Here is a 12,537-nt window from a genome sequence, read left to right on the forward strand (position 1 = left end):
AGGTCAGCCCTCGAGCTTGCGGAACAGCCCCTCCTGGACCACGGAGACCAGCAGACGGCCCTCCGTGTCGTAGATGCGGCCACGGGCCAGACCACGGCCGCCCGTCGCGATCGGCGACTCCTGGTCGTACAGGAACCACTCATCGGCACGGAAGGGACGGTGGAACCACATGGCGTGGTCGAGCGAGGCCATGTCGAAGCCGCGCGGACCCCACAGCGGTTCGACGGGCAGCCGCACGGCGTCGAGCAGAGTCATATCGCTGGCGTAGGTGAGCGCGCACGTGTGCACGAGCGGATCGTCACCGAGGGGGCCCACGGCGCGCATCCACACCGCGCTGCGCGGCTCGGCCGCCTCGATGTCCTCGGGCGACCAGCGCAGCCGGTCGACGTAGCGGATGTCGAAGGGCTGCCGGCGGGCCATCCGCTCCAGGGCGTCGGGCAGCGCGCCCAGATGACCCCGCACCTCGTCGGCGATCGTCGGCAGCGAATCCGGGTCCGGTACCTGCCGGGCCGGCGGCAACTGGTGCTCGAAGGCACCCTCTTCGGGCTTGTGGAAGGAGGCGGTGAGATTGAAGATCGTGCGACCCTGCTGCACGGCGGTGACGCGCCGCGTGGTGAACGAGCGCCCGTCGCGCATCCGCTCGACCTGGTACACGATCGGCACGCCGGGGCGGCCGGGGCGAATGAAGTACGCGTGCAGCGAGTGCACGGGGCGATCGCCCTCGGTGGTGCGTCCCGCCGCCACCAGGGCCTGCCCCGCGACCTGCCCGCCGAAGACGCGCTGGAGGGACTCGTCCGGGCTGAGTCCGCGGAAGATGTTGACTTCGATCTGCTCCAGGTCGAGCAGATCGACGAGCCGTTCCGCAGGATTCGTCATGGGTGGATCTCTCTCGTGTGTGCGGCCGGAGGGGCCCGGCGCAGGGGCGCGGCCGGAAACTACCGTCCGACCGTCCTTGGATTTACAACTGGCCGACGTCCGTGACCCGGACGACGGCACGGCCCTCGGTGTCGGATGCCGCGAGGTCGACCTCGGCGCTGACGCCCCAGTCGTGGTCACTGTTCGGGTCCGCGAAGGTCTGGCGCACCTTCCACAGCCCGTGCTCCGGATCCTCCTCGATCATGAGCAGCTTGGGGCCGCGCGCGTCGGGTCCTGTGCCGAGGTCCTCGTACTCGTCCCAGTACTTGTCCATCGCGTCGCCCCAGGCGTCCGCGTCCCAGCCCGAGTCGCCGTCCATCTCGCCGAGTTCCTCGACATTGTCGAGTGCCGCGAGTTCGACGCGGCGGAACATGGCGTTGCGGACGAGGACCCGGAAGGCGCGCGCGTTCGCCGTGACCGGCTTGACCTGGTCGGCCTTCTCCTGAGCCTCCTCGGCGGTCATCTCACCCGGGTTGGCGAGCTGCTCCCACTCGTCCAGGAGGCTGGAGTCGACCTGGCGCACCATCTCGCCGAGCCAGGCGATCAGGTCCTCCAGGTCCTCCGACTTCAGGTCGTCGGGCACCGTGTGGTCGAGCGTCTTGTAGGCGCTCGCCAGGTAGCGCAGGACGATGCCCTCGGTGCGTGCGAGTTCGTAGTGGGAGGTGAACTCCGTGAAGGTCATGGCCCGTTCGAACATGTCGCGGATCACGGACTTCGGCGACAGCGGGTGATCGCCGACCCACGGGTGGCTCTGCCGGTACGTGTCGTAGGCGTGGAAGAGCAGCTCCTCCATCGGCTTCGGGTAGGAGATGTCCTGGAGGCGCTCCATGCGGTCCTCGTACTCGACCCCGTCCGCCTTCATCAGGGCCACGGCCTCGCCGCGCGCCTTGTTCTGCTGCGCGTGCAGGATCTGCCGCGGGTCGTCGAGCGTGGACTCCACGACGGACACCATGTCGAGGGCGTACGAGGGCGACTCCTGGTCGAGCAGGTCGAACGAGGCGAGGGCGAACGTCGACAGCGGCTGGTTGAGCGCGAAGTCCTGCTGCAGGTCGACGGTCAGGCGCACGATGCGGCCGGTCGGATCCGGTGTGTCCAGCTTCTCGACGACGCCGCCGTCCAGGAGCGAGCGGTAGATCGCGATGGCCCGGCGGATGTGCCGCAGCTGCGCCTTGCGCGGCTCGTGGTTGTCCTCCAGGAGGTGCCGCATCGCGTCGAAGGCGTTTCCCGGACGCGCGATGATCGACAGGAGCATCGTGTGCGTGACACGGAAGCGCGAGGTGAGCTGTTCCGGAGCGGAGCCGATCAGCTTCTCGAAGGTGCTCTCCGTCCAGGCGATGAAGCCATCGGGAGCCTTCTTACGGACGACCTTGCGGCGCTTCTTGGCGTCGTCACCCGCCTTCGCGAGGGCCTTCTCGTTCTCGATGACGTGCTCAGGCGCCTGCGCGACAACGAAGCCGGCCGTGTCGAACCCGGCCCGTCCCGCGCGGCCCGCGATCTGGTGGAACTCCCGAGCGCGCAGCGTCCGTACGCGCGTGCCGTCGTACTTGGTGAGGGCGGTGAACAGCACCGTACGGATGGGCACGTTGACGCCGACGCCGAGGGTGTCGGTGCCGCAGATGACCTTCAACAGGCCCGCCTGGGCGAGCTTTTCCACGAGGCGGCGGTACTTCGGCAGCATGCCGGCATGGTGCACACCGATGCCATGGCGTACGTAACGGGACAGGTTGCGGCCGAACTTGGTGGTGAACCGGAAGTTGCCGATCAGCTCGGCGATCTGGTCCTTCTCCGCGCGCGTGCACATGTTGATGCTCATCAGCGCCTGCGCGCGCTCGACGGCCTGCGCCTGTGTGAAGTGCACGATGTAGACAGGCGCCTGCTTCGTCTCCAGGAGCTCCGTCAGCGTCTCCGTGAGCGGCGTGAGCCGGTACTCGTACGAGAGCGGGACGGGGCGCGTCGCCGAGCGGACCACCGACGTGGTCCTGCCGGTACGGCGCGTGAGGTCCTCCTCGAACATCGAGACGTCGCCGAGCGTCGCCGACATCAGGATGAACTGCGCCTGCGGCAGCTCGAGCAGCGGAATCTGCCAGGCCCAGCCGCGGTCCCCCTCCGCGTAGAAGTGGAACTCGTCCATCACGACCTGGCCGATGTCGGCCTGCGCGCCGTCGCGCAGCGCGATGGACGCGAGGACCTCGGCGGTGCAGCAGATGACGGGCGCGTCCGCGTTCACGGAGGCGTCGCCGGTCAGCATGCCGACGTTCTCCGTACCGAAGAGCTTGCACAGCTCGAAGAACTTCTCGGACACCAGCGCCTTGATCGGCGCCGTGTAGAACGTGACCTCGTCACGCGCCAGCGCGGCGAAGTGCGCACCGGCGGCGATCATGGACTTGCCGGATCCCGTGGGCGTCGAAACGATCACGTTCGCGCCCGAGACCACCTCGATCAGCGCCTCCTCCTGGTGGGGATAGAGGGTGAGCCCACGCTCGCCGGCCCACGACTCGAAGGCGTCATAGAGGGCGTCCGGGTCGGCGGTCTTCGGGAGCTGATCGATAAGGGTCACGGAACCATCTTGCCTGCCTTCCGGCTCGATCCGGCAATCGGATGTCCGAGCGAAGATCACGAAGGTTACGCTGGGTCGCCGACGGGGCGTCAGTACGCGCGCGGCCCTCACGGGGCAACTCGGCGCAGCAAGAAGCGACATGTCGGCACATCGCGTGCGGTCGGCACAACAGAAACAGGGGCGGAACACAGCCATGATGGGACCGGCACACTCGCTGTCAGGAGCGGCGGCCTGGCTGGGGGTGGGGGCGGCGACAACGGCAGCCGGGTACCCGATGCCATGGCCGGTCCTCCTCGTCGGAGCATTGATCTGCGCGGGCGCCGCGCTCGCCCCCGACCTCGACCACAAGTCGGCGACCATCTCCGGTGCCTTCGGCCCGATCTCCCGCGGGCTCTGCGAAATCGTCGACAAACTCTCGTACGCCGCCTACAAGAGCACCCGGAAGCAGGGCGACCCACGGCGTTCGGGCGGCCACCGCACGCTCACCCACACGTGGGTGTGGGCGGTCCTGATCGGGGCGGGCACGTCGTTCGCAGCGATCACCGGCGGCCGCTGGACGGTCCTCGGGATCCTCTTCGTGCACATGGTGCTCGCCATCGAGGGCCTGCTGTGGCGGGCGGCCCGCGGTCACAGCAGCGACATCCTCGTGTGGCTGCTGGCGGCGACCAGCGCGTGGATACTCGCGGGCATCCTGGACCAGCCCGGCAACGGCTCGGACTGGCTGTTCCCGGACCCCGGCCAGGAGTACCTGTGGCTGGGCCTGCCGATCGTGCTCGGCGCGCTGGTGCACGACATCGGGGACTCGCTCACCGTCTCGGGCTGCCCGATACTGTGGCCCATCCCGATCGGCCGCAAGCGCTGGTACCCGATCGGGCCGCCGAAGCTGATGCGGTTCCGGGCCGGCAGCTGGATCGAGCTGAAGGTCCTCATGCCGGTGTTCATGCTGGCCGGCGGCGTGGGGTGCGCGGCCGCGCTGAACTTCATCTGACCGAGGGACGGTCCCGCCATGGGCGGGCGTCAGCCATCCAGGTCCGCGGACGACCAGACCCGGCCCCTGTCGTCCACCAGGTCGACCCGGTCGATCGAGCCGGCCGCTCCGGGGGCGATCCAGGTGGCCTGGCCGGACGCAGGCAGCCACCAGTGGCCGGCGTCGCGGACGGAGCCGTCCTTCAGCTGGAGCCGGCACGTGTAGTAGCCGCCCGGGACGCCGTCCGCGATCTGCATGACCACCACGCGCTGGTCGCCGACGCGGCTGGGCTCGACCGTTCCCACCGCTGTGCCGGAGCCGGTGACGAGCGCCGCACCGTGGTCGCTCGCGGTGACGGCGGGCGGGTCCCCCCGGCCGAGCTGCCCCAGGACCGTGGCGCCGGCGCCTCCCGCACACACGCCGGCGAGCACGGCCGCGACGACGAGCAGGGCCGGCCGCCGCAGCGCGCGGCGCCGCGCGGGCCGGTGCACGTCGAGGCGTTCCAGGACCCGTGCGTCGAACCCCGCCGGGGCGGCGAGCGCGGGAGCCGCGGGCAGCACACCGTCGACGGCCGCGGACAGGTCGTCGTACGCGGAGCGGCAGTTGGAGCACAGGGAGAGGTGGCGCAGCAGCTCGTCCTGGCCACCGGGGTGCGTGCCGAGGGCGAGGGCGACCAGCTCGTCCTCATCGGGGTGGCGTGTCATCGCGGCTCTCCTCCTTCGACGCCTCACGCAGCCTCCGCAGGCCGGTCCGGATCCGGGTCTTGGCGGTGCCGAGCGGAATGTCCTCGTGCCGGCCCACCTCCTGCGCCGTGCACCCGCCGAGCACCGCGAGCACGACCGCGCGAGCCTGCTCGACCGGCAGGGCGCGCAGCCGTCGGACGGCACGGTCGCTCTCGAGCGAGACCAGGGCCAGGCGCTCCGGGCTCTCGCTCTGCAGCGACACATCGAGCAGCCGCTCCAGCGTCTCGGCCAGCACCGGTACGGGCCTGCGGGCGCGTACGGCGTCGATGGCGGCGTTGCGCGTGATCGTCAGCAGCCAGGTGAGGGCCGAGGCGCGGCGGGCGTCGTAGCTGCCCGCGGCCCGCCAGGCCCGGACGAACACCTCCTGGCTCACGTCCTCGGCCAGAGCGGGGTCGCGAGTGACCGACAGCGCGAGGCCGTACACCGCGTCCTGGAAGCGGCGTACGAAGGCGACGGCCGCCTGCTCGTCGCCCAGGGCGAAACCGGCGACGAGCGAGGCGTCGTCGGCGCGATCCGCCCGCGAGAACAGTTCCACGCCCCCTTATACGTACGAAAGAGGTGAAGGGATTGCACGCAGCGTCCGTGTTCCGTCGGGTGGCGCAATCCATCGGCGTCTCCCGCTCGTACAACCTCCGCGAGAAGGGACGGAGTGATCATGAAGAACTTCAGGATCGGCGTGGCCGGGTTCGCACTGGTGGCGGCCTTCGGACTGGCGGGCTGCGGGGGTGGTGGTGGCTCGGGTGGAGGTACGCCCGCGGTCAAGGACGCCTCCACGCTGAGCACGAGCGACTCGCCCATGGGCAAGATCCTCGTCGACGGCAAGGGCCGCACGCTCTACCTCTTCACCAGCGACGGCAAGAACAGCAACTCCATGAAGTGCGACGCGAAGTGCGTCAAGGAATGGCCGCACATGGAAGGCAAGCCGAAGGCCGGCGCCGGGGTCCGGTCGAACCTCATCGCCACGACGCAGGGAAGCGGCACAGCGCAGGCGACGTATGCCGGACACCCGCTCTACTACTACGCCGGCGATCACAAGGCGGGGGACACGAAGGGACAGGGCATCGACCAGATCTGGTACGTCCTCGATTCCCACGGCAATGCGATCAAGAAGACCGCCCCCGAGGGCGGCGGGAACGACGGCGGCAACGACGGTGGTGGCTACGGCTACTGAGGCGACGCCGGTCGGAAGTCATCCCGAAGAGAGGACTCCCGACCGCCGCCGTCGGCACATCAGCCGTGCCAGGACCTCCACAGCGCCGCGTACGCGCCGTCGGCCGCGACCAGGTCGTCGTGGCTGCCGAGCTCACGGATCCGGCCGTCCTCGACCACGGCGATCACGTCCGCGTCGTGCGCGGTGTGCAGCCGGTGCGCGATGGCCACGACCGTGCGGCCGTCGAGAACCCGACTGAGCGAGCGCTCCAGGTTGCGGGCCGCGCGCGGGTCGAGCAGCGATGTCGCCTCGTCGAGGACAAGCGTGTGCGGGTCGGCGAGGACCAGCCGGGCCAGCGCGATCTGCTGCGCTTGCGCCGGAGTGAGGGCGACCCCGCCCGAGCCGACCTCCGTGTCGAGTCCGTCGGCGAGGCCACCGGCCCACCCGTCGGCGTCGACCGCGCCGAGGGCGGCCCACAGCTCCGCGTCCTGTGCACCGGTGCGGGCCAGGCGGAGGTTGTCGCGCAGGGAGCCCACGAAGACGTGGTGCTCCTGGTTGACCAGGGCCACATGGGCGCGCACCCGCTCGGCCTGCATCCGGGAGAGTTCCGCGCCGCCCAGCGTGACCTGCCCGGTGCGGGGCGCGTAGATCCCGGCGAGCAGCCGCCCGAGCGTCGACTTGCCCGCGCCCGAGGGGCCTACGAGGGCGAGCCGCGTGCCGGGAGCGACCTCCAGGGACACCTCGCGCAGCACGTCGACTCCCTCGCGGTAGCCGAAGTGCACCGCGTCCGCCTGGACATCACGGCCGTCGGGCCGCACGGAGGCGTCGCCCGCGTCCGGCTCGATGTCCCGCACGCCGACGAGCCGGGCCAGCGACACCTGGGCGACCTGAAGCTCGTCGTACCAGCGCAGGATCAGGCCGAGCGGATCCACCAGCATCTGCGCGATGAGCGCACTCGTGGTCAGCTGCCCCACGCCGATCCAGCCCTGGAGGACGAAGACCCCGCCGACCACCAGCACCGACAGCAGCACCAGGACGTGCACGGTGTTGATCACCGGGAAGAACGCGGAGCGCAGATAGAGCGTGTAGCGCTCCCATGCGGTCCACTCCTTGATGCGCCGCTCCGACAGCTCGATGCGGCGGTCTCCGAGCCGGTGCGCCTCGATGGTGCGCCCGGCGTCCACGGTCTCGGCGAGCGCGGCGGCGACGGCCGCGTACCCGGCGGCCTCCGAGCGGTACGCCGACGGCGCCCGCTTGAAGTACCAGCGGCAGCCGAGCACCAGGATCGGCACCGCGATGAGCAGCGCGGGTGCCAGCGGCGGCGCGGTCACCGCGAGACCGCCGACGAGCAGCACCGCCCACACGACACCGATGGACAGTTGGGGCACGGCCTCCCGCATCGCGTTCGCGAGCCGGTCGATGTCCGTGGTGATCCGGGACAGCAGGTCGCCCGTGCCCGCCCGCTCCAGGACGCCGGGCGGCAGGCCCACGGACCGCACCAGGAAGTCCTCGCGCAGATCCGCAAGCATCCGCTCGCCGAGCATCGCCCCGCGCAGCCGCACCTGTCGGATGAACACGGCCTGCACCACCAGGGCGAGCCCGAACAGGCCGATGGTGCGGGCCAGTTGGGCCCCTTCGATGGAGTCGGCGCCGCCCGGGTTCTCGGAGACGTCCTGGATCAGCCCGCCGAGCAGGTACGGGCCGGCCATCGATGCGATGACGGCGACCGTGTTCACGCCGATGAGCAGGAGGAACTCGCGCCGGTGGCGCTGGTACAGCTCGCGTACATAGGCGCGGACGGTGGCCGGGGCGCCGACCGGAAGGGTGTTCGCCGTGGTGGGGGCCGCCGGGTCGTAGGCCGGGGGCGCTACGCCGATCATGCCGTCTCCTCGATGTCGATCTCGATATCGGTACTGATCCCGGTTCCGGTCGCGGCCCTGGCCCCGGTCTCGGTCCCGGGAGAGGTCTTCTCCTCGTCGGTCTCGCGAGTGACGACCGCGCGGTACAAGGGCTCGGTGCGCACCAGTTCGCGGTGCTCGCCGACCGCGGCGACCGCGCCCTCGTGGACGAACACCACGCGGTCGGCGCGGTCGAGGACCAGCGGTGACGAGGTCAGCACCACGGTCGTGCGACCACGCCGCAGGGCGCGCACACCTTGGGCGATACGAACCTCGGTGTGCGAGTCGACGGCGGACGTCGGCTCGTCGAGCACCAGCGTCTCCGGGTCGGTGACCAGCGAGCGGGCCAGCGCGAGGCGCTGGCGCTGGCCGCCGGAGAGGGACCGGCCGCGTTCGGTGATGCGGGCCGCCATCGGGTCCTCGTCCGGGGCGCCCTGGGTGAGGGCGTCCAGTACGTCGGAGCACTGGGCCGCGGCCAGCGCGTCATCGGGCGCGACGCCTCCGGAGGCCGGAACCGCGAGGAGTTCGGCGAGCGTGCCGGAGAGCAGCACCGGGTCCTTGTCCTGGACGAGCACGGCCGTCCGCGCGACATCCAGCGGCAGTTCGTCGAGCGGCACGCCGTCGAGCAGGGCGGACGGCGCCGCCTCACCCGCGTCGTCGTCGGTGGCGGAAGCGGGGTGTCCGCCCAGCCGGTCGGCGAGGCGCCCCGCCAGGTCCGGGTCGCCGCACACCACGGCGGTGAGCCGCCCCGCGGGCGCCAGCACACCGGTCGCCGGGTCGTACAGATCGCCGGTCGGAGCCTTCGCCTCGCGCAGCCCGCCCTGCGGTTCCGTGACGCGCCGCAGCGACAGCACCCTGGACGCGCGCTGCGCGGACGGCTGGGAGAACGAGTACGCCATGGCGATCTCCTCGAAGTGCCGCAGCGGGTAATTGAGGAGCATCACCCCGCTGTAGACGGTGACCAGTTCACCGACGGTGATCCGGCCTTCGCGCGCGAGGGCGACGCCGTACCAGACCAGCGCGATCGTCAGCAGACCGGGAAGGAGGACCTGGATCGCGGAGATCAGCGCCCACATGCGCGCGCTGCGCACGGCGGCCCGGCGCACGTCCTGCGAGGCGCGGCGGTAGCGGTCGAGGAACAGCTCCTCGCCGCCGATGCCGCGCAGCACGCGCAGGCCCGCGACGGTGTCCGAGGCGAGTTCGGTGGCATGGCCCGCCTTCTCCCGCTGGTGGTCGGCGCGCCGGGTGGCGCGGGGCAGCAGCGGCAGCACGGCGAGCGCCAGGACCGGCATGCCGAGTGCGACGACGACACCGAGCGCGGGCTGGTAGATAAGGAGCCCCACGGCGGCGATGACGACGGTGAGCGCGGCGGCGGTGAAGCGGGAGAGTGCCTCGACGAACCAGCCGATCTTCTCGACGTCGCCGGTGGACACCGCGACGACCTCGCCCGCCGCGACCCGCCGGGTGAGGGCGGCGCCGAGCGTCGCGGTCTTGCGGGCGAGGAGCTGCTGGACGCGGGCGGCGGCGGTGATCCAGTTCGTGACGGACGTGCGGTGCAGCATCGTGTCGCCGACCGCGACACCGATGCCGAGCAGCACGATCAGCGCACCGGCCTTGGCGAGACCGGAGCCGGAGCGGTCGACGACCGCCTGTACCGCGTAGCCGACGCCGTACGCGAGGCCGGCGACGGAGACGAAGTGGATCAGGCCCCAGACAAGGGACTTGGCCTGCCCACCGAGCTGGTTCCGGCCGAGCCAGAGCAGGAACCGGGGGCCCGAGCGTGCGTCCGGCACACCGGGGTCTGGATACGGAAGGTCGGAGATCTGCATGACGTCCCAGGGCTCGAAGCGGGGTGGATCGAAGAAGCGGACTCAAACGCAGCAAACCGTGAAAGGTTCGCGTCCCGTGGCGAGCCGAGGCAAACGGTTTTACGGCGCAGGGCAAAGAATCGGACCGGATCGACCGTCGTGATCGGATTCGACTCCGCGGTTCACGACCTGTGGTGCGACCATGGAGCGCATGCGGAGTGCGGGTGTGATCAGGGCGGGCGTCGCGATGGCGGCGTGCGGTGTCCTGCTGACGACGGTGGCCGCCTGCGGCGCCGACGGCGGCGGCAGCGGGAAGAAGACCACGACGGGGGCGAACTCCTCGGGCGGTGAGTCCCGGGGCGCCGAGGCGCGCGCGGCGGACCCGGGGCGCATCCCGGGGGTGGGCGACCGCTACCAGAAGCAGATCCCGGCGAACGCCCGGCAGGTCGTCGCCGTGTACGGCGACGGCAAGGACGCGGCAGGCTCCACCATCGCGCTCTACACCAAGTCCGGCGACACCTGGAAGAAGCAGCGCGGCTGGTCCGGGCACAACGGCAAGAAGGGCTGGACGACCAGCCACCACGAGGATGACAAGCGCAGCCCCGTCGGCGTCTTCACGCTCAGCGACGCCGGCGGCGTGCTGGCAGCCCCGGGCGCGAAGCTGCCGTACACGCAGTCGGCGTCGTTCCAGGCCCCGCACTACTGGGCGAAGTCGCACTGGCACGACTTCGACTACGTCATCGCCATCGACTACAACCGCGCCAAGGGCACGCCGCCCAACGACCCGACCCGGCCGCAGGGCCAGTCGAAGGGCGGCAGCATCTGGCTGCACATGGACCACGGCAGCGGCACCTCGGGGTGCGTGAGCCAGTCGAAGGGCGACATGGAGTACCTGCTCAAGACGCTCGATCCGAAGCAGCACCCGGTGGTCGTGATGGGCGACAAGGCCGAGCTCAAGGCGTGAGCCGGCGCCCCCCCCGCCAGGTCACGCCTCAGCGCCCGCCCCGGCCCCCGCCCCGTGCTCAGGTCTCGCTGGGCTTCTCCGAGTTGACACCGCCGCGTGCCTTGCGCCATCCGCCGCGCGTGAAGTCGGGGATCTGCTGCGGCGCGCCCTTCGCCTTGATCGAGAGGTGGCTCAGCGGGACCGGTGAGGTCCAGGTGGCGGCGTCGTACACGTCGAAGTCCGGGACGAGGCCGAGGCGCATCGTCTGCATCAGGCGGAAGACCATGATGTAGTCCATGCCGCCGTGCCCGCCCGGCGGGTTCGCGTGCTCCTTCCACAGCCAGTGGTCCCAGTCGGCGTACTTCGCGAAGTCGCCCCAGGCGTCGTTCGTGTGGTCGGGCTCGATGTAGATCCGCGCCGGATAGTCCTCGAACACGCCCTTCGTACCGCCGAGTTGGTTGATCCGCGAGTACGGGTGCGGGGTGCTGACGTCGTGCTCCAGGCGGATCACCCGGCCCTTCGCCGTCTGGACCAGGCTGATCGTGCGGTCCGACTCGATGTACGTCTCCTTCCAGCTCGGGTCGCTCTTGGGCATGTGTGCCTCGCGGTACTCGGCCAGGCCGAGAGCGGGGGTGCCGAAGCTGGAGATGTGGGTGACGCGGTCGCCGCGGTTGATGTCCATGTAGTTCGAGACCGGGCCGAAACCGTGGTTCGGGTACAGGTCGCCGCGCAGCCGGGTGTGCCACAGCCGGCGCCACGGGCCCTCGTAGTAGTCCGGGTCGAACATCAGGCCGCGCAGGTCGTGGTTGTACGCGCCGGCGCCGTGCAGCAGCTCACCGAACTTGCCCGCGTGGGCCATCCGCAGGACGCGCATTTCGTTGCGCCCGTAACAGCAGTTCTCCAGCTGCATACAGTGTCTTCGGGTGCGCTCGGACAGGTTCACCAGCTCCCACAGCTGGTCGAGTTGGAGAGAGACGGGGCACTCCACGCCGACGTGTTTGCCGTTCAGCATCGCCGTCTTCGACATCTCGAAGTGCCAGTCCCACGGCGTCGCCACGTACACGAAGTCGATGTCCCCGCGCTTGCACAGGTTCTCGAAGTCGTGGTCGCCCTTGACGTAGACGGCGGGCGCGGGCTGACCCGCCGCCGTCACCTTCGCCGCCGCCTTGGCGGTCTTCTCCTTGACCGGGTCGCACAGGGCGACGACCCGGACGCCCGGTATCGCCAGGAAGAGGTCGATCATGCTGCCGCCGCGGTTGCCGAGGCCGACGATGCCGACCCGGACCGTGGACCGTCGCTCGAACGGTACGCCGATCATCGTGTCGCCCTGCCGGGCCGGCGCCGCCGCGGCGGTGGCCTCGGCCGCCCCGGAGCCACCGGCGCCGGAAGCCTCCGCGGCCTGGGCAGGCACGCTCGAACCCAGCGCGACGAGCCCGAGTCCGGCGCCGGCGGCACCCGCGGTGCGCAGGACATCTCGGCGGGAGTGGCCATCGGGTTCGGGAGAGTCGAGTGGGCTGCGCTCGTTGTCGTGCATCGGACCTCCAACAGGGTGGGTG

At 70.7% G+C, this 12,537-nt stretch carries 10 protein-coding genes; 3 read left to right on the forward strand and 7 right to left on the reverse strand.

The window, feature by feature from the left end; genetic code table 11:
* Positions 1 to 3: 3 nt before the first annotated feature.
* Positions 4 to 876: an acyl-CoA thioesterase II gene (locus ACFYWS_RS10170; RefSeq protein ID WP_266722381.1), complete on the reverse strand. Its 873-nt coding sequence runs from the start codon at positions 874 to 876 to the stop codon at positions 4 to 6.
* An 82-nt stretch (positions 877 to 958) separates the two neighbouring features.
* Positions 959 to 3,613, reverse strand: a complete 2,655-nt coding sequence (locus ACFYWS_RS10175) for a DUF3516 domain-containing protein (protein ID WP_389272333.1) — start codon at positions 3,611 to 3,613, stop codon at positions 959 to 961.
* Positions 3,614 to 3,665: 52 nt separating this feature from the next.
* On the opposite strand from ACFYWS_RS10175, the gene ACFYWS_RS10180 reads away from it, so the two are divergent.
* Complete coding sequence (locus ACFYWS_RS10180) at positions 3,666 to 4,460, forward strand: metal-dependent hydrolase (RefSeq protein ID WP_389272336.1); 795 nt, start codon at positions 3,666 to 3,668, stop codon at positions 4,458 to 4,460.
* Between the two features lie 29 nt (positions 4,461 to 4,489).
* Here ACFYWS_RS10180 and ACFYWS_RS10185 read toward each other — a convergent pair whose 3' ends face one another.
* Positions 4,490 to 5,143 (reverse strand): hypothetical protein, encoded by a 654-nt coding sequence (locus tag ACFYWS_RS10185; RefSeq protein ID WP_389272339.1) that lies wholly within the window; start codon positions 5,141 to 5,143, stop codon positions 4,490 to 4,492.
* On the reverse strand, positions 5,124 to 5,717 hold the full coding sequence (locus ACFYWS_RS10190) for an RNA polymerase sigma factor (RefSeq protein WP_389272342.1): 594 nt from the start codon (positions 5,715 to 5,717) through the stop codon (positions 5,124 to 5,126). The genes ACFYWS_RS10185 and ACFYWS_RS10190 overlap by 20 nt, the downstream gene beginning before the upstream one ends.
* A 120-nt stretch (positions 5,718 to 5,837) precedes the next feature.
* Between ACFYWS_RS10190 and ACFYWS_RS10195 the strand changes: the two genes are divergently transcribed.
* Positions 5,838 to 6,353, forward strand: coding sequence for a hypothetical protein (locus ACFYWS_RS10195; protein ID WP_389272345.1), 516 nt, complete (start codon positions 5,838 to 5,840; stop codon positions 6,351 to 6,353).
* Positions 6,354 to 6,412: 59 nt separating this feature from the next.
* On the opposite strand, the gene ACFYWS_RS10200 is transcribed toward ACFYWS_RS10195, so the two are convergent.
* Together ACFYWS_RS10200 and ACFYWS_RS10205 are read right to left on the reverse strand one after the other, a co-directional pair.
* The gene (locus ACFYWS_RS10200) at positions 6,413 to 8,212 is read right to left on the reverse strand and encodes an ABC transporter ATP-binding protein (protein ID WP_389272348.1); all 1,800 of its coding nucleotides are present in this window, start codon (positions 8,210 to 8,212) and stop codon (positions 6,413 to 6,415) included.
* The gene (locus ACFYWS_RS10205) at positions 8,209 to 10,059 is read right to left on the reverse strand and encodes an ABC transporter transmembrane domain-containing protein (protein WP_389272351.1); all 1,851 of its coding nucleotides are present in this window, start codon (positions 10,057 to 10,059) and stop codon (positions 8,209 to 8,211) included. The genes ACFYWS_RS10200 and ACFYWS_RS10205 overlap by 4 nt, the downstream gene beginning before the upstream one ends.
* Positions 10,060 to 10,249: 190 nt before the next feature.
* Here ACFYWS_RS10205 and ACFYWS_RS10210 point away from each other — a divergent pair, with 190 nt between their 5' ends.
* On the forward strand, positions 10,250 to 11,002 hold the full coding sequence (locus ACFYWS_RS10210; protein ID WP_389272354.1) for a L,D-transpeptidase family protein: 753 nt from the start codon (positions 10,250 to 10,252) through the stop codon (positions 11,000 to 11,002).
* A gap of 58 nt (positions 11,003 to 11,060) precedes the next feature.
* Here ACFYWS_RS10210 and ACFYWS_RS10215 read toward each other — a convergent pair whose 3' ends face one another.
* Positions 11,061 to 12,515 carry a Gfo/Idh/MocA family protein gene (locus ACFYWS_RS10215; protein WP_389272357.1) on the reverse strand — a complete coding sequence of 485 codons (1,455 nt, stop codon included), beginning with the start codon at positions 12,513 to 12,515 and terminating at the stop codon, positions 11,061 to 11,063.
* Between the last annotated feature and the right edge of the window lie 22 nt (positions 12,516 to 12,537).

Source organism: Streptomyces sp. NPDC002795, assembly GCF_042888725.1.
Lineage (GTDB): Bacteria > Actinomycetota > Actinomycetes > Streptomycetales > Streptomycetaceae > Streptomyces.

Bases quoted from the DNA above. Each gene is read 5' to 3' on its own strand.
- ACFYWS_RS10170 (WP_266722381.1), bottom strand. From the start codon at position 876: ATGACGAATCCTGCGGAACGGCTCGTCGATCTGCTCGACCTGGAGCAG.
- ACFYWS_RS10175 (WP_389272333.1), bottom strand. From the start codon at position 3,613: ATGTCGCTTCTTGCTGCGCCGAGTTGCCCCGTGAGGGCCGCGCGCGTA.
- ACFYWS_RS10180 (WP_389272336.1), top strand. From the start codon at position 3,666: ATGATGGGACCGGCACACTCGCTGTCAGGAGCGGCGGCCTGGCTGGGG.
- ACFYWS_RS10185 (WP_389272339.1), bottom strand. From the start codon at position 5,143: ATGACACGCCACCCCGATGAGGACGAGCTGGTCGCCCTCGCCCTCGGC.
- ACFYWS_RS10195 (WP_389272345.1), top strand. From the start codon at position 5,838: ATGAAGAACTTCAGGATCGGCGTGGCCGGGTTCGCACTGGTGGCGGCC.
- ACFYWS_RS10200 (WP_389272348.1), bottom strand. From the start codon at position 8,212: ATGATCGGCGTAGCGCCCCCGGCCTACGACCCGGCGGCCCCCACCACG.
- ACFYWS_RS10205 (WP_389272351.1), bottom strand. From the start codon at position 10,059: ATGCAGATCTCCGACCTTCCGTATCCAGACCCCGGTGTGCCGGACGCA.
- ACFYWS_RS10210 (WP_389272354.1), top strand. From the start codon at position 10,250: ATGCGGAGTGCGGGTGTGATCAGGGCGGGCGTCGCGATGGCGGCGTGC.
- ACFYWS_RS10215 (WP_389272357.1), bottom strand. From the start codon at position 12,515: ATGCACGACAACGAGCGCAGCCCACTCGACTCTCCCGAACCCGATGGC.